Raw genomic sequence first — 24,518 nt, forward strand, 5'->3', positions numbered from 1 at the left:
AGGCCCCGATGGCACGCCAGTCGATCGCGTCGGTCTTCGCCGACCGTGCACGGACCACTCCTTATGATGTCCTCGTCACCGACCGAACGGGCAGTGCGACGGCCGCGGAGATCGATGCCCGAGCGATTCGCCTCGCCCGTCTGCTCATCGCCGAAGGTGTGATCCGCGACGACCGGGTGATTCTCTCCTTGCCCAACGGGATCGGGTTCGTCGTCGCCTTGGTCGCCATCTCGCGGGCCTGCGCCACTCCGATACCGCTGTCACCGGACCTCGATGCGGCCGAGCGTGACCCGGTCCCTGAGGAGCGAGCTTGCGAGCGTCACCATCCGGTCCCTGAGGAGCGAGCTTGGCGTCGCCACCCGGTCCCTGAGGAGCGAGCTTGGCGAGCGTCACGAAGGGCCGGCCCTTCGTGACGGTCCTCCGCTGGCGCTCCGGACCTCCTCAGGGATCGGTGGTAGCGCATGCGAGCGTGACCCGGTCCCTGAGGAGCGAGCTTGGCGTCACCACCCGGTCCCTGAGGAGCGAGCTTGGCGTCGCCGCCCGGTCCCTGAGGAGCGAGCTGGCGAGCGTCACGAAGGGCGGCCCCTTCGTGACGGTCCTCCGCTGGCGCTCCGGACCTCCTCAGGGATCGGTGGGATGTCTCCTGAGGATCGAGCCTCGCCCGTGACCCCACGATCACTCCACGACTTCGCGCGCACACGCCTGCCCGCGACTTCCCGCCCCGATCACATCTGCCTCACCCATCGACCACTCCGCAACGACGCGGGCAAGATCCGCCGACGCACCCCGGCCGGCCGCGGCCACCGGGATGCATCAGCCCTCCGAATGAACGGAGTTTCCGCGTGACCGTAACGACCAGAGTGGATCTCGCCCTCCTCGGTATCCGGGGAACGCCGCCTGTCAACCGAACCGGCGGCGCCGGACCGACCGACGACGGACATCTCCGTATCGACGGCCTCAACGCCGCCATCCCGCGAAACCCCAACAGCCCGTTCGCCTTCGACGGTGACCGCGTGCTTTACGACGGTGCCGACACCGGATTGCAGGTCGAGACCATCGGGCGCCCCCGCTTCTACGACCTCACCACCGACGACGGCATCCGGTTCGAACAGATCGCCAAACTGCACGGCGCCGATGTGCTCGCCACCACCGTGGTACAGACCTGCATCCGCTACGTCGAGGACCAGCGCTGCCGCTTCTGCTCCATCGAAGAATCGCTGCGTTCGGGATCGACTGTCGCCGTGAAGAAGCCGGAGCAACTCGCAGCGGTGGCCCGCGCCGCCGTCGACCTCGACGGCGTGACCCAGATGGTCATGACGACCGGCACCTCCGCCGGCAAGGATCGGGGCGCCAGGCACTTGGCCCGGTGCGTCCGCGCGGTCAAGGCGGCTGTACCCGAACTGCCCATCCAGGTGCAGTGCGAGCCGCCGGCGGACCTGTCGACCATCACCGATCTGCACGACGCCGGGGCCGTCGCGATCGGCATCCACGTCGAGTCACTCGACGACGAGGTTCGCCGACGGTGGATGCCCGGCAAGTCCTCGGTGTCCCGCGATGAGTATCGCGCCGCCTGGGCCGAGGCGGTCCGGGTCTTCGGCCGAAACCAGGTCTCCACCTATCTCCTCGTCGGCCTCGGCGAAGACCCCGACGAGATGATCCAGGGTGCAAAGGAACTCGCCGACCTGGGGGTGTATCCGTTCATCGTGCCGTTCCGGCCGCACGCGGGGACGCTCGCCGTCGACGTCGACGGGGCGGTCGCCGCCGAACCGGCGGTCGTCGAGAAGATCAGTCGCGAGGTGGCGGCGCACCTGCAGCTCATCGGCATGGCCGGCGCCGCCCAGCGCGCCGGATGCGCCGCCTGTGGAGCCTGCAGCGTGTTGCAGAACGTGGGAGGGTGACGCGATGCTCGACGGAACCATCCTCCCGACGCAGTCGCTGCGGGATACGCGGACCGATCTGTCGATCCTGGCCGGTACCCGGACCACCACTTCGCCGTTCCTGATCCGCGTCGCCGACGACACCGCAGCGATCGCCACCTATCACGCGCTCCGCCATGCTGAATTCGTTGAACGGCAAGGGCTGTTCGAGGGATCCGATCGTGACGACACCGACGACGACCCACGCACCGTCGTCCTGGTCGCCGCCACGCCCGACGGAACCGTCATCGGAGGTGTGCGCGTCGCACCCATGACCGCCGTCGACATCGGCTGGTGGTCCGGCAGCCGGCTCGTCGTCGCCGACCCCGCGCACGCCGCTGGTGTCGGGGCGGCGCTCGTCCGGGCCGCCTGCGCCCACGTCGAAACCCACGGTGTCCTTCGGTTCGACGCCACTGTGCAAGACCGCTACGGCCCGCTCTTCGCCTCCCTCGGTTGGCACGACCACGGTCCCGGTCCCACGATCGGCGGGCGCACCCATCGCGCCATGCGCTGGCCGCTGCACCAGATCCAGCGCACCGCCGACACCACGAAGGCGCTGCTCGCCGACATCCTCGCGCCACTGGCACACCAGCCAGGAGGTCTGGGTCCCAGCGGATTTCGTGGCGATGACGGCGTGCCGGTGCCCGAGTCGGCGATCATTGCCGCCTGTGACGCGATCATCCCGGCGATGGTCGAACGCGATCCCGAATGGGCGGGCTGGTGTTCCATCCTCGTCAACGTGAACGACCTGTCGGCGATGGGCGCCCGTCCGCTCGGCTTCCTTGACGCGGTCGCCGCCCCCACCCGCTCACATCTCACCCGCATCATGCGCGGCATCTCCTCGGCCGCCCAGGCGTGGCAGACCCCCGTGCTGGGGGGTCACACCCAGGTCGGGGTGCACGCATCGTTGTCGGTGACCGCGCTGGGACGCGCCGAGGCCCCGATCTCCGCCGGTGACGGCCGGATCGGCGACACGGTGTCGGTGATCGCCGACCTCGGCGGGTCCTGGCGGTCCGGCTACCACGGCCGGCAGTGGGACAGCACCAGCGCGCGTTCCTCGGAGGAACTCGTCGCGATGGCCGGGCTTCTCGGCGAACTCCGCCCCGCCGCGGCGAAGGACGTCAGCATGGCCGGGCTCGCGGGCACCCTCGGCATGCTGGCGGAAGCATCCGGGACCGGAGCCGAACTCGACGTCGCCGCCATCCCCCGGCCTGCGGCGGCCGACATGGGCTCGTGGCTGACGTGCTTCCCGGGGTACGCGATGCTCGTCGCCGACCCCACACCGGTGGCGACCGCACCGGGCCCGACCACCACGGCCGCGTGCGGGCGCCTCACCGTCGAGCCAGGAGTACGGTTGCGCTGGCCCGATGGCGAGGTGACCAGTGTCATCTCATCGACGGTGACAGGTCTCGGAACGGCATGAACCTGAGTAGAGTTCGGTGACATGACCACGGTCACGCTGGGCGCCCTGGCGGCGCATTTCGGCCGCGACGTGGAGCGTGGTGTGTCCAAGGCCGTCGGCATAGTGGAGGCCGCGGCCCGCGACGGCGTCGACCTGCTCGTCTTCCCGGACGCATCGATCGGCGGCTACATCGGCGACCTGCGACATCCCGATCCGGACGACCTCCCGCCACCGGTCGACACCGACGGCCCCGAGCTCGCTGCCATCGCGGCCGCCGCCAAACAGATGACCGTCTGTATCGGCTACACCGAAGCGGCGAACGGCAAACGCTACAACACCGCGGTCTGCCTGTCCGGTGACGGCATCCTCGGCACACACCGTAAAGTGCACCAGCCGGCGGGGGAGTCGCTGGCCTATGCTGCCGGCGATTCGTTCGACGCCTTCGACACCCCGGTCGGACGGATGGGCATGCTCATCGACTACGACAAGACCTTCCCCGAGTCCGCGCGTACCCTCGCACTCGACGGGGCGCGGATCATCGCGGCGCTCAACGCCTGGCCCGCCAGCGTCACCGATCGCGCGGCCCGGCTGCCCGCCGACCGGCAATCGCGGCTGTTCGACCTGTACGACTGTGCGCGTGCCGCGGAGAACCAGGTGTTCGTGGTGTCCTCCAACCTCACCGGTGTCACCGGCTCGTTGCGCTTCCTCGGGCAGGCCAAGGTCGTCGGACCTGGCGGCGACGTCCTGGCCAACACTCGTTCCAAAGGTGGCCTGGCCAAGGTCGACGTCGATGTGTACCACGAGATCAGCCGTGCCCGAAGGGTTCTCGATCACCTCGCCGAACTCCGACCGGACACCTATCACGCCCGCCCCGAGAATCCCGACCCCCGCCGAGAGAACCCGGAATCTCGCCGAGAGAACCCGGAATCTCGCCGAGAGAACCCAGAATCTCGCCGACAGAACCCAGAAACTAGCCGGCCGAGCCCGATCCGGGGCAGGTGAGCACCATGCGAATTGCCCTGCTGACCTATTCCACCAAGCCCCGGGGCGGTGTCGTTCACACCCTCAATCTGGCTGAGGCGCTGAGTCGCCGGGGCGCCGACGTCACCGTGTGGAGCCTCGCCCGCGGCGGCGACGACGGCTTCTTTCGCAGCGTCGATCCCGCTGTCACACAACGACTCATCCCGTTCGCGGATCTGCCGGACGAGACCATCACCGAGCGCATCATCCGGTCCATCGACACGCTGCGTGCGGGTTTCGAACCCGACGACTTCGACGTCGTGCACGCGCAGGACTGCATCAGCGCCAACGCCGTCGGCCACTGTATCCGCACCATCCACCATCTCGACCAGTTCACCACCCCGATCCTGGTCGAGTGCCACGAGAAGGCGGTGGTCAACCCGTACGCACGAATCTGCGTCTCCCAGGCCGTCGCCGACGAGGTCCATGCCGGCTGGGGTCTGACCCCGACAGTGATCCCCAATGGCGTCGACCACGGACGCTTTGCCGGTGCGGCAGCCGATGATCCCGCCGCCGAAGCAGCGCGTCAGCGGTGGCGCGCAGAACTCGGACCCTACGTACTCGCGGTCGGCGGCATCGAACCACGCAAGGGCAGTATCGACCTGCTGGAGGCCTTCGCGACGGTGCGCGCCCACGCCCCCGATCTCTCCCTCGTCTTCGCCGGCGGAGAGACCCTGTTCGACTATCGCGACTACCGCGCCGATTTCGACCGCAGGCAAAGTGAGCTCGGCATCGAGCCGGTCGTGTTGGGGCCGGTTGCCGACGCTGCGCTACCGTCGCTGGTCGCGGCCTGTGACGTCTTCGCGTTCCCGTCCACCAAGGAGGGCTTCGGTCTCGCTGCCATGGAAGCCCTCGCGGCCGGTCGGCCGGTCGTCGCGCGCGAGCTGCCCATTCTGCGAGAGGTGTTCGGCGACACCGTCGCCTACGCCGCTGATGTACCCGCACTCGCGGCTCAGTTGCTGGCGGCGCGAGAGCCTGCACCCTCCCGCCGCGACGCCGGCCGCGACCTGGCCTGCTCACTCACCTGGGACGCCGCGGCCCGCGCCCATCTCGACTTCTATGCAGCCCACCCGTTCCCGCAACGCTGATCGGAAGCCCACTCCCGGACCGGGACCAGACGAGATCAGCCTTGCGTGGTCATCCGGTTGGTGATCGAGAACGTCACCTGATCCGGGCGATACCGGTCGTCGGAGTACTCGAACGGCCGACCTTGTGGATCGAAGCTGGTGCGCCGCTCGCGAAGCAGTGGCGCATCCGGCGAGATCCCCAGTGCGCGAGCATCCAGATCATCGGCGGCCACTGCATCCAACTCGTGGCGCATCGACGCGAACTCGACACCGTGGTCGAGGAGGTGGTCGGTGATCGACCCGGTGTCCGGATCGAAGTCGAACAGCGTCCGGCCGACGTCGAGGGTGAACCGACTCCGCTCGAGCAGGGCAGGCAACTCATCGAGAGTGCGCAGCCGGACAATCTCGACGACGAACTCGTCGTGACCGATGTGCAGCGCGTCGGCGATCTCGGCATCCGCTCGGACCCTCCCGACACTGCGTGTGTGGTTGCCGGGCGTTCGTCCGGCGGTCACCGCCCACTGGGAGAAAGGGGTGAATGATGCGAGAGTCTGTGTCGGTCGGTGGGGATGACGCACTCGCGCGGGCCGTCCACGTGTTGTGGAGATGTATCCCTCGGTCCGTAAGTTGTACAACGCCTGACGGATCGGGCCACGGCTGACCTGCCACTGAGCCATGAGCGCTGTCTCCGCAGGTAGTTCGTCGCCGGGCTGGTATTCACCGCCGAGTATCTGAGCGCGCAGCGCGTCGTGGATCTCCCGATGCCGAGGGGACATGTTCACCACAGCCTTCCCGAAGCGCAGATGTACACAAGCCCAACCTGTATACCTACCCTAACCGTCGTGGGCGGCCATCGCCTCCGTGACACTCGCCTGTGCCAGGCCCAGCCCGGTTGTCATCCCGATGCCGGTGGTGACCGTGACGATGTGGGTGTGGGGGAGGGGTTCGTGGCGGAGGAACTCGCGGCCGGCTGCCGTGCTGTAAACGCCCTGCCATCTTTCGACGACGTCGATCGTCGTGACGTCGAAGAGCTCCTTGGTGACCTCCAGCAGCGTCGCGAATCCCGCTTCGGACTGGAACGGCGACACGGTGACGTCGCGGGTGTGGGTGTCCCCGATGAGGACGGTGCCGTCCGGCTGCGGCGTGTACATCTGATGGAGATCGAGTGCGGTGTACTCGGGATGGTCGGCGTGCAGACGGTCGGCGACCCGGGTCGTCGACGGAAGCGCCTCGAAACCGCTGTACCGCAGCAACGACCAACCGGTGAACAGCGGCGTGGTCAAGGGAAAGCGCAGCGGCACATGGGCTCTCATCATGTGCAGGGCACAGCGCCGCATCGAGATGCCCTCGGCGACATCCGGGAACAGGCGGTCGAGGTCGTGGTTGACCGCGATGAACGTGGTGTCGGCGCGGATGTCCCCGCGTGACGTGCGCACCACGCCGACGTCGAACGATGTCGCGGCAGTTCGCCAGTGGAACCGCACCCCCACCGATTCCAGCCACCGCGCGACACGTGGTGCCGCAGTGCGCGGATCCACCTGGAGATCGCGAGGAAGGAAGAGTCCGCCGACGACCCCGCGGCCGTCGGCGGGTACCCGGTCGAGCGTTTCCTCGCGGCTCAGCAGTCGTGCCTCCTGTGGACCCCGGGCCTCGGTGAACTCCGCCATGACGGCATGTTCGTCCGCGTGCCGGGCGATCGCGATGGTCCCCGACTCGGCTGACCAGAACCCGGCCGCGTGTGACAGCTCGAGCCAATGTCGACGTCCCGCCCGTGCATACCCGAGGGCCTCACCTGACTGGGCGGTGATGCAGGCGTGCCCGAAATTGCGGACGGATGCGCCGGTTGGCCGACCGGCATGATCGACAACGGCCACCGAAAGACCCAGTCTGTGTGCGTGATACGCGTGAGCCAGGCCGACGATGCCGGCCCCGACGACCACGACATCGACGTGTGTCCCCGCTGCGGCCATCGTCCCTGCTCCTCGATGCAGTCAATACTTACTGCGAAGAAAGATATACAAGGTAGGTGACGGCCCTGTGGCCGGAAGGGAACCATCTGCTGAACGGTCGGAGGTCACCCCTCGTGGATCAGCAGTGGTACCAGCTGTTCGGCAACAGTCCACGCGCCGTGGTGGCCCACCATGTTCACCTCTGGCGTCGGATCGTTGAGCGTCCGGGTCAGGATGGTGTTACCGCGCGCCACCGCGACCAGGTCCCCGATGCGCTCGGCGATCACGTCAGTCACGTCCGCGCCGAACCAGTTCTCGTCCAGAACCTGTTCGCGGGGAACAACATAGGCGTCGTCGCCGGCGACGTTCTCCCAGAAGGCCTGGACATGGTCCCGGGCGCCGGGCCGCGTGTAGACCTGACGCACCCGCATCTCCCCGGCCACCGCCTCCACACCCTTCAACATCTCGTCGGTGGTGTCGATGTCAATTCGCTTGTCCGCCTGTATCATTCCATGATCCCCGGTGACTGCCAGCACGGTATCGCGGGGAAGTGCTGCGGCCAGGTCGCCGACGAGCCGGTCGACCACGCCCAATGTCTTCACCCACTGCCCAGACGCGGGACCGAAAATGTGGCCGGCCGCATCGAGATCGGGCCAGTAGGCGTAGACGAACCGATGCCGGGGCGTCGACGGTGCCAGTGCCTCGCGGACACCGTCGAGGATCTGGGCCGGTGTCTGGGCCCCGATATAGGTGCCGTCGACCTGGAACGCGGCGCGGCTGAAACCCGATCCGCGGTAGGCGTTGGGCATGACATAGGTCACCTCGACGCCTCGATCGGCCATCTCGCCGAGAACCCCGCGGCCCGGCTGAATCTGTTCGGGCACATACAAGGCCAGCGCGGAACGTCCGTCCGACCGGTTGAACGTCCAGCGTAAAGCGTTGAGTGTGCGGCGTTTCGGACCGCGGGTCTCGTCCCGTTCGGTGCGGAACGAGTAGCCGATGATCCCGTGGCTGCCGCACGAGGTACCGGCCATCAGGCTGGTGATGCTACTGACCGTGGTCGCCGGAAACCCCGCCCGCATCGAGCCGACCCGCATGGACGTGAGAGTGGGGGCGATGTCGGCATGCGCGGCGAGCAGCGCGTCGCCCAATCCGTCGATCAGCAGCAGCACGACGTCCTTGGCCGCGGGGATCGGCACCGCCGCCGAGGGCCGGCGGCGAAACGCGTCGTCGATGGCCGGTAGCACGTCGGCGAGGGTCGCATGGCCACCCCACTGCAGCGGAGGGAGCTCGTCCGTCGATTGACTCACAGGCCTCACGGTATCCGGATCGCCTGTGGACAATCCGCCGTGCCTCGACCTTCGCATCCGCCGGGCACCCTACCCTGGTCTCTATGCCCGGCTACGACCCGCTCAGCGCCACCGCGAGCGACCTCTTCGTGGCGTTCGACGACGGGGCCCTCGAACGCGGTTCGGATTATGCCGACGACGGCCGGCTCTTCGGGCTGTCCTGGGAAGCGGACGAACTGACACTGACGGCACGGTGCCGCGGGTCCAGCCGGCACGTCTACCTCGTCAAAGCTCACTTCAGTGCGGTCGGCGCGGTCCGCAGCCTGGACTCCACCACCTGCACGTGCCCGATCGGATATCTGTGCAAACACGGCGCCGCCCTGTTGTACGTCGCGATGGAGGCCGAGACGTCCGTGTCCGCCCCCGTGGCACAGATCAGCACGTTGCCCGCGCAGTGGCGAACGATGTTGGGGTCATTCGTCCGCGATGAGGAACCGGCCGAGGCATCCCCGCTCGGCATCCTGGTGGAGCTCCCGGAGCCGACCCGGTGGGCGCCCCACCCGAGCCCGACCGTACGGCTCGTCCGTCGCGGCAAACGCGGAAACTGGGTACGGACCGGCATCAGCTGGCGGAAGTTCACCGGCGGGTACCCCCACGACTCCGGACTCGCCCTGGACGAATTCGACCCTGACCACGTGCGCCCGGTCATGGCCATTGCACGCGCGCTGCTCAACATCGGATTCGGCGGCGACGACGTGTCCCTGGGTCTGGCTCCCGCCGACATCTGGGAACTCCTCGCGGCCGCCGACGCCGCCGGGGTCGAGCTGGTCGCTCACCCGTCGACCGGAACCGCTCGTGTCGAGCTCTTCTCCGGTGCTCGCATCGGCTTCCGCCTCACCCGCGTCGACGACGGTGCCCGAGTCGAGCCGTACATCCAGGTCGATCATGCGAACTGGCAGGATTCGCCGATCGGGTTGATCGGACAGGCGGAGCCGCACGGCGCGTTCACCATCTCCGACGATGCATTGCTCTTGGGGCCGTTCCAGGCTCCGGTCAACCGTCGGGCCCTCGAGGAGATCATCAGTAGCGGCGGCATCACCATTCCCGACGCCGACCTCGACGAGTTCACCACCGAACTGCTACCCACCCTCGCGGCAGTCGTCCCGGTCGCCATCGAACCCGGCGCCATCGAACCGCCGACCATCGAGGGACCGACGCCGCTGCTGACGATCCGGGTCGGCGACGACGCGTCGCAGGTCCGCTGGGACATCAGTTATCGGATCAACGGACGACGACGCATCTTCGAGACACACGATCCGGTCGCGGCCAGCACCATCCGGCGGGCCGAGGAAGAGGAACGGGCGTGGAAGACCGCGCGCCCCGCGATCGAACTCGTCGCCGCGCGGTGCTCGCGCTGGCAGGTGCAGGCCATGCGCATCCAGAGGCAGGCCCGCAGTGCCGGCTCCGGCGAGCAGGATCTCGATGCCGTCTTGGCTGACGACGTCGAGACCGCCGTCCAGCAGGCCAGCGTCGATTTGCTCTGCCGCACCTTCACCTACTCGATGACCGAGACCGCCGTACTGATCGGCGAACTGGTTCCCGAACTCGGAGACGACATCGAGGTCGAGATCCTCGGCGACCATATCGATTTCAAGCCCGCAGACCAGGAACCGACCATCAGCATCGGTGAGGACGACAGTCCGGCCGGCAACGACTGGCTGAATCTACGGATCACCGTGAAGGTCGATGGGCATGACGTCCCGCTCGGTGACATCATCCGCGGACTCGCCGCGCGTGCCACTCACCTGCTGCTACCCGACGGCACCTACTTCTCACTCGACAATCCCGAACTCCGCCGGCTCGCCGAACTGATCCAGGAGGCGCAGGACCTCGGCGAGGTCGACAACGGCCTGGTCCGCCGCGACACCTACCACGCGACACTGTGGGATGAGCTTCTCGGACTCGGTGTGGTCGACGACCAACTCGCCGACTGGCATCAACGTCTCAGTCGGCTTGCGGCCGCGACCATCCCGGCACCCGGCGGCCCGCCCGTCGGTCTGCGCGCAGACCTCCGTGACTATCAGGCCGACGGCCTCGACTGGTTGAGATTTCTGTGGCAGAACAGGATCGGCGGCATCCTCGCCGACGACATGGGACTCGGCAAGACGGTCCAGGCCCTCGCGCTGATCGCCGAGGCGTCGGCGGAATGCCCGAGCGGTGCGTTTCTCGTCGTCGCGCCCACGAGCGTCGTCGGAAACTGGATCAACGAGTCCCAGAAGTTCGTGCCCGACCTGAAGGCAGTCGCCGTGACCGCCACCGAGGGCAAGAGCGGGGTCGACTTCGCCGAGCAGATCGAGGGAGCGCAGATCGTCGTCACCTCGTACACACTGCTGCGCCTGTTGTTCCAGCAGATCAACCAGTTCCATTGGACCGGAGTGATCTTCGACGAGGCACAGTTCGTGAAGAACCACAACAGCAAGACCCATCAGTGCGCACGCCGGCTCGGTGCGGAGATGAAACTCGCGATCACCGGCACACCGATGGAGAACAACCTGATGGAGTTGTGGTCGCTGTTGTCGATCACCGCACCCGGGCTGTTCCCATCACCGAAGACATTCGGCGACTACTTTCGCAAGCCGATCGAATCCGGCAACAACCCGGAGCGTCTCGGGCAATTGCGCCGTCGTATCCGCCCGGTCATGTTGCGGCGCACCAAAGACCAGGTGGTCGCCGACCTTCCCGCCAAACAGGAGCAGGTGCTGGCCGTCGAGCTCGGGGCCAAACACGAGAAGATCTATCAGACCCGACTCAACCGCGAACGCCAGAAGGTGTTGGGCCTGCTGGGCGACTGGGACGAGAACCGGTTCGCGATCTTCCGGTCGCTCACCATGTTGCGCCAGCTCAGCCTCCACGCCGGACTCGTCGAGGAGAAGCACCACGACGTCGCGTCGGCGAAGATCGACTACCTCGCCGAACAGCTCCCCGAACTCATCGCCGAAGGCCATGCCGCACTGGTGTTCAGCCAGTTCACCGGCTTCCTCGGTCTGGTTCGCGAACGGCTCGACGAGTTGGGGATCGCGTACAGCTACCTCGACGGCTCGATGAACGCGAGTCAACGCAAGGCCGCGATCGACGAATTCAGCAGCGGCACATCGAAGGTCTTCCTGATCAGCCTCAAGGCCGGTGGGTTCGGGCTCAACCTCACCGAGGCCGACTACTGCTTCGTCTGCGACCCGTGGTGGAATCCCGCCGCCGAGGCGCAGGCCGTCGACCGCGCCCACCGCATCGGCCAGACCCGCCCCGTCACCGTCTACCGGCTGGTCTCGGCCGGAACGATCGAGGAGAATGTGGTGGCGCTGCAGGACAAGAAGCGCAAGCTGTTCGACGCCGTCGTCGACGACGGTGACCTGTTCGGCACGGTCATCAGCGCCGATGACGTGCGCGCGCTCTTCGGCGACGGCGAGTGAGCTGAGGAGCCTCCGAGCTTGCGACCGTCACCCCGGTCCTTGGGGAGCCTCCGAGCTTGCGACCGTCACCCCGGTCCCTGAGGAGCGTCCGAGCTTGCGACCGTCACTCCGGTCCCTGAGGAGCCTCCGAGCTTGCGACCGTCACGCCGGTCCTTGGGGAGCGTCCGAGCTTGCGACCGTCACCCGGTCCCTGCTCGCTCCTCGGGAACCGGTGTTTGGTTGCGGGCGTTACCCTCCGGTCCCTGAGGAGCCTCCGAGCTTGCGACCGTCACCCCGCTCCCTGAGGAGCCTCCGAGCTTGCGAGGATGCGTCACGAAGGGCGGTCCTGCGTGACGCTCGCAGGCTCGCTCCTCAGGAATCGGCGTTAGCTCGCAGGCTCGCTCCTCAGGAATCGGTGTTTGGTTGCGGGCGTTACCCTCCGGTCCCTGAGGAGCCTCCGAGCTTGCGACCGTCACCCCGCTCCCTGAGGAGCCTCCGAGCTTGCGAGGATGCGTCACGAAGGGCGGTCCTTCGTGACGCTCGCGAGGTTGCTCCTCAGGAGCCGGCGTTCGCTCGCAGGCTCGCTCCTCAGGAGCCGGCGTTAGCTCGCGAGCTCGCTCCTCAGGAACCGGCGTTCGCTCGCGAGCTCGCTCCTCAGGAATCGGCGTTAGCTCGCACGATCGCTCCTCAGGAATCGGCGCGCACGGACTACAGGAATGAGTCGTCGCCGCGCAGACCGTAGCGCGGGTGATCGCCGATGACGATGGACTCGAAGATGCCGTAACCGGTTGCGTCGCCCTCCTGCACCCGGATGACACAGTCCCGCAGCTGGTGCGCTTCGAGGACGGTCTCCCGATTCGTCATGTCGGCGTAGCGCTCACCGGACGTGTGATCGACACCGTTGTACTTGCCGTGCCGGTCGCCCTTGAATCCGAAGTAGTTGGCGGTACCAAGGTGGAATCCGGTGTCGGAGACGGGTGCGATCTCGACGGCCCGCTCCTTGCCCCACCCGGCGTCGAACCTCATGGTGCCACCCAGGAGCCGTCGAGTGGCCGGGTCGTATTTGAGGTCATCGACGGTGCCGTGCAGAGGTTCCTGCCGGCCATCGGCATGGTTGACGTAACCGGAAAAGTAGTGCACCTCGCCGTTCACCCACTGGAGGTAGTGGTGGATCTCGTACGGGTCGCCACCGTTTGCGGGTTGGAAATACATCGGACTCCAGGTGAGGATGAAGTCGTCGTTCATCCGGTTGGGCGCCTTGACATCCGGCGCCGGCTCGCCGACATCCATCCGGACACCCCAGGAGCGGTCCCGATAGCCGAGCCAGTCATCGTCGGTGATGGTGATCTTCTCGCCATCGATCTGCACCCATCCCGACACCGTGACGAACTGGTGAAAGCGTCGGAGGTCCGACGCGATGCGGAATCCGTCCGCGCCACGCTGCGCGTCCTTGCGCTCGAGAAACGGCGGCAGCAGGGTGCTGGTGAGCACCACGTCGAAACTCAATGGCTGAATGTCATTCTCGCGGAGGATGCAGCGCACCTTCTGCATCGGTTCGATGATCTCGTAGTCGATCGGGCCGACCCCGATACGCTCGGGGTCGAGATCCAGCTCGGTACTGGCACGCACGGTGATCTGCTCGACGCCGCGGGAGATGCCCGCGAAGCCGTCGATGACGTTGCGGTTCTGGTACTTGCCGATGCCGAAGTCGATCTGCAGCGATCCGTCGCGCGCGAACAGCGAGCACCAGATCTTCTCGGTCCACGAGATGTCCGCATGCGAAACGGTGGCGAAGGTCTCCGGCGTCTGGTGGATCAGGAACTCGTCAGCGGGAACGATCTTCTGCATGGGTTGGCGCATTGATTTCTCCTTGGTCGTTCTGGGCGGTCGGCAATCGACCGAAATGGGACCGGTAATGTCAGGCGAGGCCGCTGAATGCGCTCAGACGGTCGTGTCCGACAAGCGCACCGCCGAAGATCGCAGCGGCTTGATCGTCATCAGCGAGTGGCTCGGGAAACAGCGCCATGGTGCGGTCGGAGATCGCCCACTCGATCGCACCCTCGACATCGGCAAGGCGCGCGAACGGTCGAAGACCGAAGGTGTACATCTCGGTGGCCGAGAGGATTCTGCGTTCACGGTTCATCTCGCTGAACGCCTGATAGAGCTTCAGATGCTCTGCACCCACGGCCTTGGTGAGGGCATCCCAGCGATCGGGGGCCAGCACCTCGGTGCTGCCGTCGGCGCGATGGCCGATCACAGCCGCATGGGTGACCGTCGACAGGAACTGCTCGGGCTCGGTGAAAGTGGTTCCCCAGTCGTTGATCTCGAACTCGGTGAACACATCTGTCGGGAAGGTCAAGGTCAGCGTCACCCCACTGAACCCGGGATCACAGCCCTGAGCCCACCGATAGCCGAACTGGCCCGTGTCGAGACTCAGGAAATCGCGTACCAGCGTTGCCGTGCCCTCACCGTCCGGGTACGGACCGTTGTCGCAGATCCCCACTCGAGAGTCGGTGAAGTACATGAAGCAGTATCCGGACAGTGCCGCATTCAGCGTCTGGAGTTCCTTCCGGGTGCCGTCGGTGAGTTCCTGCAGATCACCCCGCAACGCGTTCACCGCTGTGGCAGGCAGGTACCGGTTGGTGAAGCCCGCATCCTTGTAGTCGAGCGTGCCGTCGCCTCGATGCGCGAGAGTCAGACGCCGCCAGAAGTCGACCACCGTGCGGACATCGTCGAGGTCGTCCCGCGCTCCCAGCTCACCCATGTGGATCAAAAGCTCTCGGCCACAGAGGTAGTGGTAGCCGACCATCCAGATCCACAACGGACTGATGAGACCGGGCTGTTCACGTAGCCGGCGCCCGATCTCCTCGGCGGGCATCGCCGCGTCGATGACGCGAATCCGTTCCGGATAGGAGTGGAAGTCTTCGATCACCGACATCGACATGTACGGCATCATCGGGAAGATCTCGGAGGTGAAGCCGGAACGTCGGGTCATCTCCGGCTTGAACGCGCGCCCCATGTGCAGGATCAGGGCATCGAGGTCCTCATCCGACAAGGTCTCCGAACACAGTTGTGCGACTGTCCCGGCGCCGACGGATGACGGGAACGGCTTGCACGCGATGTCGTCGCCGACGGTCCGGACGTAATCCCACCAATCGGTACGGGCATCGCCCGACGTCGCGTCGGTGAAATCCCGCCCCACCGGGTCGGCCCGATCGAGGGGGTCCACCCCTGATTCGCGTGGCGATGCCGCCGATGCCGCTTGTTCCGAATCATCGGATTCATCCGCCGAAGAGAGGAATCCGGTGCCGGCGGAGGTCGACGTCATGCGCAGACGATCACCGTCGGCCGGCTCCCAGCCGTCGAGCTCGACGGCGAGCAGACACGGGACGCCGTATTCCCGGGACACGATCGCCAGGTGCGAGCGGGTAGTGCCGGACGTGCACACGATGCCGCCGAGCCGCCCCAGGATGGGGGACAGGAAGGTGGTTCCACCCGACTCCACCAGTGCGATGACATCGGACAGGTCGTCCGCGAAGACCGCGATGACATCGTCGGGAGCGGCGAACTTCTGTATCCGGCCCGATACGCTGCCGAAGTCGTACGAGCTGATACCTACATGGCGGGCCGGCGCGGAAGCGGTCATCGGTCTCCTCCCAGCGGGCGGAAACAGCCGTCCCGGTCGGCCGGGACGAACACACCACCGATGAGCGCGAGCGCCGTGTCCGGGTCGCTGAAGCGCTGGTAGGACTCCACGATCGACGGACTGATGGACCAGTCGATCGTGTCGTAGCATCCGGCGATTCGGGCCCACGCCTTGAGTTTCCAGCTGTACATCTGGGTGGCGTACAGATTGCGTTCCTCGGGATCGGTCTCGGCGAGCCGCGCATACAAAGCGCGGTGGGCCTTGCGGATGTGCGCGGTCAGATCGACAACGTCACCTTGTGTCAGGGCGCGTAGCTGTCCGTCGCGAGCAGCGAAGACGCGTGCCTCGATGACCTCGGAGAGATAGTCGCTGGGCGCGAACCACGCTGTTCCCCACACGTTGTTGTCCATCGAGACCGAATTCGGCAGCCGGTAGGCGATCACGAAGTTGTGCTCGGGCAACGTTTCCCGAATGCCGTCGAGCCATGGGAAGTCACCGGCGCCGTCGCAGCAGAGTTCGCGCAGTGCCAGGAACGTCCCGTCGCCGAGATCGTAGGGTCCGGTGTCACACACCGCTGTTCGCGCATCGCAGTTCTCCAGGAACGCGTACGCGGTGAGCCGGGCGGCGAACTTCCGGAGGGTCGTGGTCGCCGTCGAATCGTTGGGTTCGAGTTGTCCGCGGATCTCCGCCAGCAGCTCATCGGTGACGATGTGCGAGCTGTTGGGCGGAGTGGCATCCATGTTGTACAGCACGTTGTCGGTGCGCATGGCGATGGTTGCGCGCCGCCAGAAGCGCAGCACGGTCAGCTGGTCCTCGAGATCGTCGGCGAGCTGCTTCTCACCGAGGTCGACGTAGAGCTCGCGACCCGTGAGATAGTGCAGAGGCATCGCCGCGAGGTTGATGAAGCTGCGCTTCGACCCGACCGGCAGGCCGGCAGCGACGAGATCCTCGGGGGACGCGTGCTCGGTGACGGTACGGATCCGATCCGGGACCTGCAGGTAGTCCTCCATCATCGACATGATGATGTAGGTGTTCATCCCGAACAGCTCCGACTCGAAGACGGTCCGTCGCGAGAGCTCGGACTTGTACGCGCGGCCGCCCTCCGCGACGAGGTCGTTCCACTCCTCGAGGGTGGGCTCATAGTCCGGGTCGTTGAGCAGTCGGCTGTCCTGGGCGTGACTCGTGATGGTCATGAGTTCACCGCCGGGGCGGTCACGATGTCGATGGTCGCTTGCTCGGCGTCGGTCAACCCCAGGTGAACCTGCGAACCGGATGGGATCTCGGTGCCGATCTCGGCGACCAGGACGCACGGCACCGCCGACTCCCGCGACAGGATCGCCAGGTGCGATTCACGACTTCCGGCGGTGCAGACGATCGCCTTGAGGTCGGGGAGGATGGGGGACAGGAACGTCATCCCGCCCTTGTGCACGAAGGCGATGGTGTCCTCGAGATCGTCGTCGTCGATGTCGAGGACGTCCGTGGTGTCCTCGAACCACCGTGCTGTTCCCGAAAGATCGCTTGTGGCAAATAGATTCACACCGGTTCCGGCGCGCGTTACGGAGCTCGTCATGTGCTGGATGTCCTTTCCACGAGGCAAGAGGCCTACGCAGACTATGAACTGCATCACAGATCAGGGGCAGTCCACTTAGGGGGACATCATCGCCGGGACGAGCCGCCGGCGAGTGGGTCAGAGGGTGGCGTCGCGGGCGATCAGCGCAAGCTCGAGGCGGGAGTGACAGCCGGTCTGCTGCAGAATCCGGGTGATGTATTTCTTCACTGAATCCTCAGCGATACAGAGTATTTCGGCGATCGACGCGTTGCTCTGACCATCCGCCACGAGCTTGACCACCTCGCGCTGCCGCCCGGTCAGACGGCCCACCGCCTGCATCTCCGGACCGGCCGGCAGTCGCTTGGTCACCGGCGCGAGCTGTTGCCCGACGAGCCGCAGCGTCGCGATCTCGTGCGGGCCGAGGTCGGTCGCCGACCGGCCGAAGAGTCCGATCAGCGCGGTACGTCCACCGGCCAGCGGCAGGCGCATCGCTGCCGCCGAACCCATGTGCCAGCGCCCGTGGAGGAAGTGATGCACGTACGCCTCCGACGATGCCGGTAGTCGACCCTGTGCCAGCAGCTCGTCGAGCGAGGCCACGGAGCTGGTCAACAGTTGTCGGACCGCGGGCGGGGAGCCGAACACGTCGTGGGTGGCCCAGCGCTCCTGATACTCCGGAAGCATCTTCGCGGTCGCGCCCTCGGTCAACGGCGCGTGGTCCTCGAACACCAGATGAAACGTCGACCCGGAAAAGAACGAGATGTTCGCCAGGTCGAGGTGGCGGGACAGCGACTCGACAAGCCCTTCGCGGAACTCGGTCAGGTTGGCGGCGTCATGGCATCCGGAGATGATCTCGAACGCGCGACGATAGTCGGCCGCGTCCAGGATGGCGGGCGGTTCCCAATGCGTGGTGGTGGCCATCGGTGCTCCTTGCTCACTACCGCCGGGAAAGTGTCCCCCTATGTGGACTACATCACATCGAGCGGTGGTTCTAGGTTTACATCACCGGCCACCGCTCGTGCCACTGAAGGCAGCTGACCTGGGAAAAGGTCAGTATCCCGCAATCCGGACCGAGCGCCGGGCCGAGTGTCCACGATCAAAGGAGCGAAGATGGCGGAGTCAGAGACCCTCGTGCCGAAGTGGGGGGTGCCGGAGACCCTGCCGCTACCCAACAAGTACAACTCGGCGATCCGCGCGCTGGTGGCACAACGCGCGGCCGACCTCGGTCTGGACTGGACCACCGACGTGTTCACCCGGTCGGCGGAACTGTTCTCCGCCGACGATGCGCGGGCGGTCGAACAGGCGGTACTCGACACCGGGTACCGGTTCGAGTTCTCCGCGACGGCGTCGCTGGACTCGGAGCCGGACAAGTACCGGCGGCCCGAACCGGAGGAGAACGGATTCACAGGCGACAGCGCCGACGAAGGTGTGCACGGTCGCGGCGACAACGTCCTGACCACCGGGGAGAACACGATCGGCACGGTGCTGCGGATCTCGCGGATCGAGCAGGTCATGGACCTGCTCACCGACGGCGTCCCGGACAACACCGTCGCCGTCATCGACGATTCGGGCGGCACACTCACCGCGCCGATCCTGGAGGGCTTCCACGGTGTCATCTGTCTCGGGGGAACCGTTCGATCACACCTCGGCATCCTCGCCCGCGAATACGGCGTGCCGACGCTGATGAACTGCCGGATCGAGGGCCTCGACGATGGTGACCGCGTCGAACTGGAGACCACCACAGCGCCGCCGGCCGCCGACGCCTACGAGACCGGCGACACCGGTCACGCCCGTATCTGGAAACTGCAGAGCTGAGGACCAACCATGGCACGCGAACTGAGCTACACCGACCTGCTCGAATCAAACAGCTTCCTGCGCAACCTGAGTGACACCACCTACTGGTTGTGCATCACCCGGACGGTGCAGGAATCCAAGCTCTTCCCGATGAACCCCTACATGTTGCTGTCGTATCTCAACAGCTTCTATCGTCTGCCGACCCTGCTGCGCGAGATCGATTCCGTGGTATCTGCCGAGGAACTCGGAGATCGCGTTCGGGAGAGCAGTTTCAAGGTCGACACCGTCAACGCGGCGTGGGGGATGCCGACGTTCTACCTCCTCGGCCGCGAGATGCTGCTGTCCTGGGGGCTGATCCGTTCCCAGGACGCTGTCGACGATGTGGTCGACGTCCTCGACTTCAGCCGGCGCTTCAATCTGTCGTACCACCGCAACGATGGACACATCACCAACAAGGAGTTCGGCGACCGGTCGCAGTTCCTGCCCGAACGCACCCTTGACGGATTCAACGACCAGCTCGTGGGGGTCTCGGCCGGTGACCGTCTGCACACCGCGACCGTCAAACTGCTCGCGACCCTGTCACAGTATGCGTTTCTCGCGCACTGCGAGTGCCGCATCGGCATCCACAACAGCGGGCCGTACAACTTCGGGGACAACAAGCAACTGCTGGTCCGCGACTTCTTCGACCTCGCCGAAGGCGACTACCCCTGGCTCGACGGCATCGCGGTCGGTCTCCCGCACAACAACCTGACCATCCCGATCGTCTTCAAGGACACCAGCTTCCGGCTGGTGGACGACTGGGCGTCCTTCGAGGCCGACCCCAGCTACGACGCCGCGAACATCGCGGCCGTCGGTATGTACACCTCGGACGCACTCACCGACGGTTACGTCCCGGTCGGAATGGACAACGCCGAGATCCTGGCCGAGACGATGGAGCAGTACCGTGAGGTCGTCACCGAGGCGACCGCGGACCTGTGGAAGCGGATGGCAACCTGGACCCGCGAGCAGATGATCGATGCCGGTGCGCTGGTATACTCCTCTGTCGGCAAGGATTTCGCACACCTGGCCGGTACGTACCGGCAGTCGGACTGGCTCGAACTCGATGGTCGCGTCCAGCGCTTCAAGACACTGATGAACGACGAATACGCCCGTGACAACCTCGCGGAGATGGTCGGATTCCTGGGTCTACCCCAGCAGAAGGCCAATCCGTACACCATGGCGCGGTATTCGGGTCTGAACCAGAACATGATCAGCGCCATCCCGTATTCGGTGCTGTCGGAGAAGGATTACGCACCCACCGTCGGTGCCGAGCTCAGCGGCTGGTCGAGCCTCGACGCCAAGAACGGACTGTGGACCACCAGCGCCGGGCGCCTGGAGATCGACGACTACAACAAGCGTGTTCAGGGCTTCACCCCGACCATCCACGACGAACGATTCCGCTACCTGGACGAGGAATGGGTCAAGTGGAATCACGGTACCGAGCGCGCAGCCGAACTCTATCGGGTGGGCCGTCCGGCCACGCCGGGACAGGACCCGCGGTGACCGGACAGCACATGCAACTCGGTGACCTGATCACCAGGGCGGCACGCGCCTACCGGGACGCGCCGGCCCTGGTGCACGGGTCGCGGACGGTCAGCTTCATCGAATTCGACCGTCTCACCGACAAACTCGGCAACGCGCTGCTGGCCCGCGGACTCGAACCCGGCGATCACGTGGCCGTCCTGATGCCCAACGGTATCGACGGTGTCGTCGCCTACTACGCCCTCGCCAAGGCCGGCCTCGTCCGGGTACCGCTCAACGCTCGCGAGACCGATGTCGAACTCGCTTACAAGATCACCGATTCGGCGTCACGCGCACTCATCACGGACGGCCGGGTGCCGGCCGAGGTGGAGATCGAGATCGGTGTCGATGAGCTCGACGGCATGATCGCGGGGGCCGATGACGCACCGTGCCGTGTGGCGCGGGATCCCGAAGCCCCGCTGCGCCTGGCCTACACCGGCGGTACCACCGGCAAGCCCAAGGCCGTGGTGCTCACCACGCGCAGCGAACTCGCCGAGGTCGCCAACTTCCTCGTCGACCTGCTGCCGGATCTCACCCCGGACTCGGTGATGCTGCATGCCGCACCGATCACCCACGGCAGCGGCGCATTCTTCCTCCCACACCTGGTGAAGGGGGCCCGCAACGTCATCCTGCCGAAGTTCTCCCCGCAGGCATTCGCCGACGCCGCCGTCGAGCAGGGTGCCACCGCGACGTTCATGGTGCCGACGATGATCGCCATGCTGCTCGAGGACGCGACGATCGACCGCGACAAGTTGCGCCTGAGCAGGCTCTGCTACGGAGGAGCACCCATCGCACCGGCCCTGCTGGCACGTGGAATCGAGACCCTCGGAGAGGTTTTCGCGCAACTCTACGGGCATGGCGGAGGCACCGCTGGCGATCACCTGCCTGCAGCCGTGGGAACACTCCCCACAGCGGCTGGCCTCCGCGGGCAAGCCGTACACGTTCGTCGAGGTCGACATCCGAGACCCGCAAGGTAACTCCTTGCCGGCCGGGACGCCGGGTGAGGTGGTCACTCGTGGACCGCACACCATGAGCGGCTACTGGCGACGACCAGAAGCGACGGCGGAGACGTTGAGCGCCGATGGATGGCTGCGCACGGGCGACATCGGACAACTCGACGCCGACGGCTACCTGTACCTGTTCGACCGGCGGCACGACGTCATCATCAGTGGCGGGTTCAACGTCTATCCCCGTGAGGTCGAGGACGCGCTCCTCACCCATCCCGCGGTCCGCGAGGCGGCCGTGGTGGGCGTCGACGACGACCGATGGGGGCAACGCGTCAGCGCGGCCGTGGTGCTCCGCGAACCGGTCGACGACCAGGTCTTGCTCGACCACTGCGCCGAGCGGCTGGCCGGGTTCAAACGGCCCCGCTACATCGAGCGATGGGATGAGCTCCCCAAGAGTGCCGTCGGAAAGTCGCTGCGTCGCACCGTTCGTGAATCGATGCAGAAACCACTGGAGGTAAGTGAACATGCTTGACACCGCAGATCTGGCCCTGCACGGGCTGACCCTGAAACAGCTGGCCACCGCCGAGCAGCTGGCCGACATCATCGACCTCGACGCCGCGGTCATCGGCGAAGCGCTCGACACCGCGGTCGGCGACGGAGCGGTGGTCGCGGCCCGCGGCTCGTACATGATCGGGCCTGCCGGCCGCAAGAAGCTCGACGACATCTACCCGACAGTGTTCGCCGACCAACGCGCCGATGCCGAATTGGTCAGTACGCTGGCCGATTTCGAGCAGGGCATCAACAAGCAGATGCTGTCGCTGATGACGTCCTGGCAGACCGTCACGGTCGACGGTGCGCAGCAGCCCAACGATCACTCGGATCCCGACTACGACGCGAAGGTCATCGACAAGCTGGCCCGTCTACACGACAAGGCCGAGCAGCTGCTGGCCCCCTTCGCCGGGGCGGACCCGCTCACCAAGCGCTTCGTCGGACGGCTCGATGCCGCACTGCACAAGGTGGACCAAGGCGACCACGAGTATGTCAGCAACGTGCGTCTCGACTCCTATCACACCGTCTGGTACCAGATGCACGAACATCTGCTGCGCATGATGGGCGAGGAGCGGGACGAATGAGTGCGGCGGTCATCGACCCGGCCGTCCTCCGGATCACCGACCTCACCGACGAGCCGGCCCGGGAACTGGTGGGCGGCAAGGCCTGGAGCCTGTGGCGGATGAGTCGACTGGGACTTCGCGTACCCCCGGCGATCGTCATCACGACGCGCTCGTGCGCCGAGTACTTCGACCGTGGCCGCATGCTGCCGGACGACGTGTTCGAGCAGATCCGCGAGGGCATCGCCTACCTGGAGGAGCAGACCGGCCGCACCTTCGGTTCCGGACCCAACCCGCTGCTCGTGTCCGTCCGGTCGGGTGCTGCGGTGTCGATGCCGGGGATGATGGACACCATCCTGAACCTCGGCATCAACGATGACACCGAAGCCGCGTTGGCCGCCGAATCCGGGCATCCGGGGTTCGCCGCGGACGTACACCGCCGTTTCGGCGCGTTGTACGGCAAGCTCGTCGCCGGGTGCCTCGACGATCTCGAGGACCTGCCGGACATCGCCGCCGTGCGGGCGGCGATCCGCGAGGACTCCGGTACCAAGATTCCCTCCGACCCGATTGCGGCGCTGCGGAACTGCGTGGCCGCCGTGTTCGACTCGAGTCAGTCGCGACGGGCGAAGGCCTATCGGGCGCACTACGGGATTCCCGACGACCTGGGCACTGCGGTGACCGTGCAGGCGATGGTGTTCGGCAACCTCGACGACGTCTCGGGTACCGGCGTGTTGTTCACGCGCAACCCGTTGTCGGGGGAGAAGGAGCCCTACGGCGAGTACCTGCCTCGGGGACAGGGCGAAGATGTGGTGTCCGGCCGGGTCACACCGCGTCCGCTGTCCTGGCTCGCCGATCAGAACCCCGATGTCCATCGCGAGCTGATCGCCGCCGCGGATCTCCTGGACACCGAGGGCCGCGACGCCCAGGACATCGAGTTCACCGTCCAGCACGGCACGCTGTACCTGTTGCAGTCCCGACCGGCCAAACGGACTGCGCAGGCCGCGGTGCGAATCGCCACGACCCTGGTGAACGAGTCGACCATCGACGCCGCAACCGCATGCGCGCGGATCTCCGCCGAGCAGATCCGCAATCTGTTGCGACCCTCGATCGATCCCGAAGCGGTGCACGGTGCGGAGCCACTGGCACAGGGGGTCTCGGCCAGTCCGGGCTACGCAGTCGGTCTGGCGGTCGCCACCGCGGAGGAAGCGCAACAGCAGCCGGGCTCGATCCTCGTGCGCGAATCCACGAGTCCCGAGGACGTGCACGGAATGATCGCGGCCGCCGCGGTGGTCACCGAGAACGGTGGTTCCACCTCGCATGCCGCGGTCGTCAGCCGCGCCCTGGACACTCCCTGCGTGGTCGGTTGTGGCACCGGGACCGTCGATGCGCTCGTCGGACGGATCGTCACGGTCGACGCGACCGGCGCGCGGATCTACGACGGGGAGATCACCGGGCGGGCAACGAATGTGGACGGCGACGCCGACCTTGCGGCGCTTCTCCGGTGGGCGCAGACCATGTCGCCGGTCCAGGTGGTCGGGACGGGCGATGCGCCCACGGTCGACTTCGACGCCGACGTCGCGTTGCGTGAGTCCGGAGCAGACCTCCCGTCGATCCCCACCGGCGTGCACACCGTGCGCGGGTCCTATTTCGAGACCGATGCCGGTGTGCGCGCAGCACTCGATGCCGGCGCCTGTGTCGTCGTCTCCGACAACCCGCTCCCGATCCACCTGGCCGCCATCGCTCACCGAAAGGCCGCATCATGAGTTCTCCGAGCAACACGACACCCACCGCCGACTTCGGCCCCGACGAGATCAGCGAGATCCTGAA

General features: G+C 66.4%; 20 protein-coding genes. 12 read left to right on the forward strand and 8 right to left on the reverse strand.

The window, feature by feature from the left end:
• Positions 1 to 8: 8 nt before the first annotated feature.
• From AC4AMJ_RS25220 to AC4AMJ_RS25240, 5 genes are all read left to right on the forward strand, one after another.
• Complete coding sequence (locus tag AC4AMJ_RS25220; RefSeq protein WP_489915467.1) at positions 9 to 413, forward strand: AMP-binding protein; 405 nt, start codon at positions 9 to 11, stop codon at positions 411 to 413.
• Between the two features lie 429 nt (positions 414 to 842).
• Positions 843 to 1,898, forward strand: coding sequence for an MSMEG_0568 family radical SAM protein (locus AC4AMJ_RS25225; RefSeq protein ID WP_489915469.1), 1,056 nt, complete (start codon positions 843 to 845; stop codon positions 1,896 to 1,898).
• Between the two features lie 4 nt (positions 1,899 to 1,902).
• Complete coding sequence (locus AC4AMJ_RS25230) at positions 1,903 to 3,339, forward strand: MSMEG_0567/sll0787 family protein (RefSeq protein ID WP_489915471.1); 1,437 nt, start codon at positions 1,903 to 1,905, stop codon at positions 3,337 to 3,339.
• A 21-nt stretch (positions 3,340 to 3,360) separates the two neighbouring features.
• Positions 3,361 to 4,320, forward strand: coding sequence for a carbon-nitrogen hydrolase family protein (locus AC4AMJ_RS25235; RefSeq protein ID WP_489915473.1), 960 nt, complete (start codon positions 3,361 to 3,363; stop codon positions 4,318 to 4,320).
• Positions 4,321 to 4,325: 5 nt separating this feature from the next.
• Entirely contained in the window at positions 4,326 to 5,426 is a 1,101-nt protein-coding gene (locus AC4AMJ_RS25240; protein ID WP_489915475.1) for an MSMEG_0565 family glycosyltransferase, read from the forward strand.
• A 35-nt stretch (positions 5,427 to 5,461) separates the two neighbouring features.
• Here AC4AMJ_RS25240 and AC4AMJ_RS25245 read toward each other — a convergent pair whose 3' ends face one another.
• The 3 genes from AC4AMJ_RS25245 to AC4AMJ_RS25255 form a co-directional block, all read right to left on the reverse strand.
• Positions 5,462 to 6,181, reverse strand: coding sequence for a GntR family transcriptional regulator (locus tag AC4AMJ_RS25245; protein WP_489915477.1), 720 nt, complete (start codon positions 6,179 to 6,181; stop codon positions 5,462 to 5,464).
• A 57-nt stretch (positions 6,182 to 6,238) separates the two neighbouring features.
• Positions 6,239 to 7,375 carry a TIGR03364 family FAD-dependent oxidoreductase gene (locus AC4AMJ_RS25250; RefSeq protein WP_489915479.1) on the reverse strand — a complete coding sequence of 379 codons (1,137 nt, stop codon included), beginning with the start codon at positions 7,373 to 7,375 and terminating at the stop codon, positions 6,239 to 6,241.
• A 104-nt stretch (positions 7,376 to 7,479) separates the two neighbouring features.
• Positions 7,480 to 8,664 carry an alkaline phosphatase family protein gene (locus AC4AMJ_RS25255; RefSeq protein WP_489915481.1) on the reverse strand — a complete coding sequence of 395 codons (1,185 nt, stop codon included), beginning with the start codon at positions 8,662 to 8,664 and terminating at the stop codon, positions 7,480 to 7,482.
• 83 nt (positions 8,665 to 8,747) lie between these two features.
• On the opposite strand from AC4AMJ_RS25255, the gene AC4AMJ_RS25260 reads away from it, so the two are divergent.
• Positions 8,748 to 12,110, forward strand: a complete 3,363-nt coding sequence (locus AC4AMJ_RS25260; RefSeq protein ID WP_489915483.1) for a DEAD/DEAH box helicase — start codon at positions 8,748 to 8,750, stop codon at positions 12,108 to 12,110.
• 687 nt (positions 12,111 to 12,797) lie between these two features.
• Here AC4AMJ_RS25260 and AC4AMJ_RS25265 read toward each other — a convergent pair.
• The 5 genes from AC4AMJ_RS25265 to AC4AMJ_RS25285 form a co-directional block, all read right to left on the reverse strand.
• A complete protein-coding gene (locus AC4AMJ_RS25265) occupies positions 12,798 to 13,949 on the reverse strand; it encodes an Rv3169 family protein (protein ID WP_489915485.1) in 1,152 nt (383 codons plus the stop codon).
• Between the two features lie 58 nt (positions 13,950 to 14,007).
• Positions 14,008 to 15,735 carry a PEP-utilizing enzyme gene (locus AC4AMJ_RS25270; RefSeq protein WP_489898444.1) on the reverse strand — a complete coding sequence of 576 codons (1,728 nt, stop codon included), beginning with the start codon at positions 15,733 to 15,735 and terminating at the stop codon, positions 14,008 to 14,010.
• The gene (locus tag AC4AMJ_RS25275) at positions 15,732 to 16,928 is read right to left on the reverse strand and encodes a hypothetical protein (protein WP_489915487.1); all 1,197 of its coding nucleotides are present in this window, start codon (positions 16,926 to 16,928) and stop codon (positions 15,732 to 15,734) included. The genes AC4AMJ_RS25270 and AC4AMJ_RS25275 overlap by 4 nt, the downstream gene beginning before the upstream one ends.
• Positions 16,925 to 17,305, reverse strand: a complete 381-nt coding sequence (locus tag AC4AMJ_RS25280; RefSeq protein WP_489898442.1) for a PEP-utilizing enzyme — start codon at positions 17,303 to 17,305, stop codon at positions 16,925 to 16,927. The genes AC4AMJ_RS25275 and AC4AMJ_RS25280 overlap by 4 nt, the downstream gene beginning before the upstream one ends.
• 117 nt (positions 17,306 to 17,422) lie before the next feature.
• A complete protein-coding gene (locus tag AC4AMJ_RS25285) occupies positions 17,423 to 18,202 on the reverse strand; it encodes a helix-turn-helix transcriptional regulator (RefSeq protein ID WP_489898441.1) in 780 nt (259 codons plus the stop codon).
• A 189-nt stretch (positions 18,203 to 18,391) separates the two neighbouring features.
• On the opposite strand from AC4AMJ_RS25285, the gene AC4AMJ_RS25290 reads away from it, so the two are divergent.
• From AC4AMJ_RS25290 to AC4AMJ_RS25315, 6 genes are read left to right on the forward strand one after another with little or no spacing between them, the layout of a single operon-like run.
• Positions 18,392 to 19,096, forward strand: coding sequence for a PEP-utilizing enzyme (locus AC4AMJ_RS25290; RefSeq protein ID WP_489898440.1), 705 nt, complete (start codon positions 18,392 to 18,394; stop codon positions 19,094 to 19,096).
• A 9-nt stretch (positions 19,097 to 19,105) separates the two neighbouring features.
• Positions 19,106 to 20,617: a hypothetical protein gene (locus AC4AMJ_RS25295; protein WP_489898439.1), complete on the forward strand. Its 1,512-nt coding sequence runs from the start codon at positions 19,106 to 19,108 to the stop codon at positions 20,615 to 20,617.
• A complete protein-coding gene (locus tag AC4AMJ_RS25300; RefSeq protein ID WP_489915489.1) occupies positions 20,614 to 21,612 on the forward strand; it encodes a class I adenylate-forming enzyme family protein in 999 nt (332 codons plus the stop codon). Before AC4AMJ_RS25295 ends, AC4AMJ_RS25300 begins: the two co-directional genes overlap by 4 nt.
• On the forward strand, positions 21,521 to 22,114 hold the full coding sequence (locus AC4AMJ_RS25305) for a class I adenylate-forming enzyme family protein (RefSeq protein WP_489918510.1): 594 nt from the start codon (positions 21,521 to 21,523) through the stop codon (positions 22,112 to 22,114). Before AC4AMJ_RS25300 ends, AC4AMJ_RS25305 begins: the two co-directional genes overlap by 92 nt.
• Positions 22,107 to 22,715 (forward strand): hypothetical protein, encoded by a 609-nt coding sequence (locus tag AC4AMJ_RS25310; RefSeq protein ID WP_489898437.1) that lies wholly within the window; start codon positions 22,107 to 22,109, stop codon positions 22,713 to 22,715. Before AC4AMJ_RS25305 ends, AC4AMJ_RS25310 begins: the two co-directional genes overlap by 8 nt.
• Positions 22,712 to 24,454: a pyruvate, phosphate dikinase gene (locus AC4AMJ_RS25315; protein WP_489915491.1), complete on the forward strand. Its 1,743-nt coding sequence runs from the start codon at positions 22,712 to 22,714 to the stop codon at positions 24,452 to 24,454. Before AC4AMJ_RS25310 ends, AC4AMJ_RS25315 begins: the two co-directional genes overlap by 4 nt.
• The last annotated feature ends 64 nt before the right edge of the window (positions 24,455 to 24,518 follow it).

The sequence above is a fragment of the Gordonia sp. LMA484 genome, assembly GCF_058129505.1.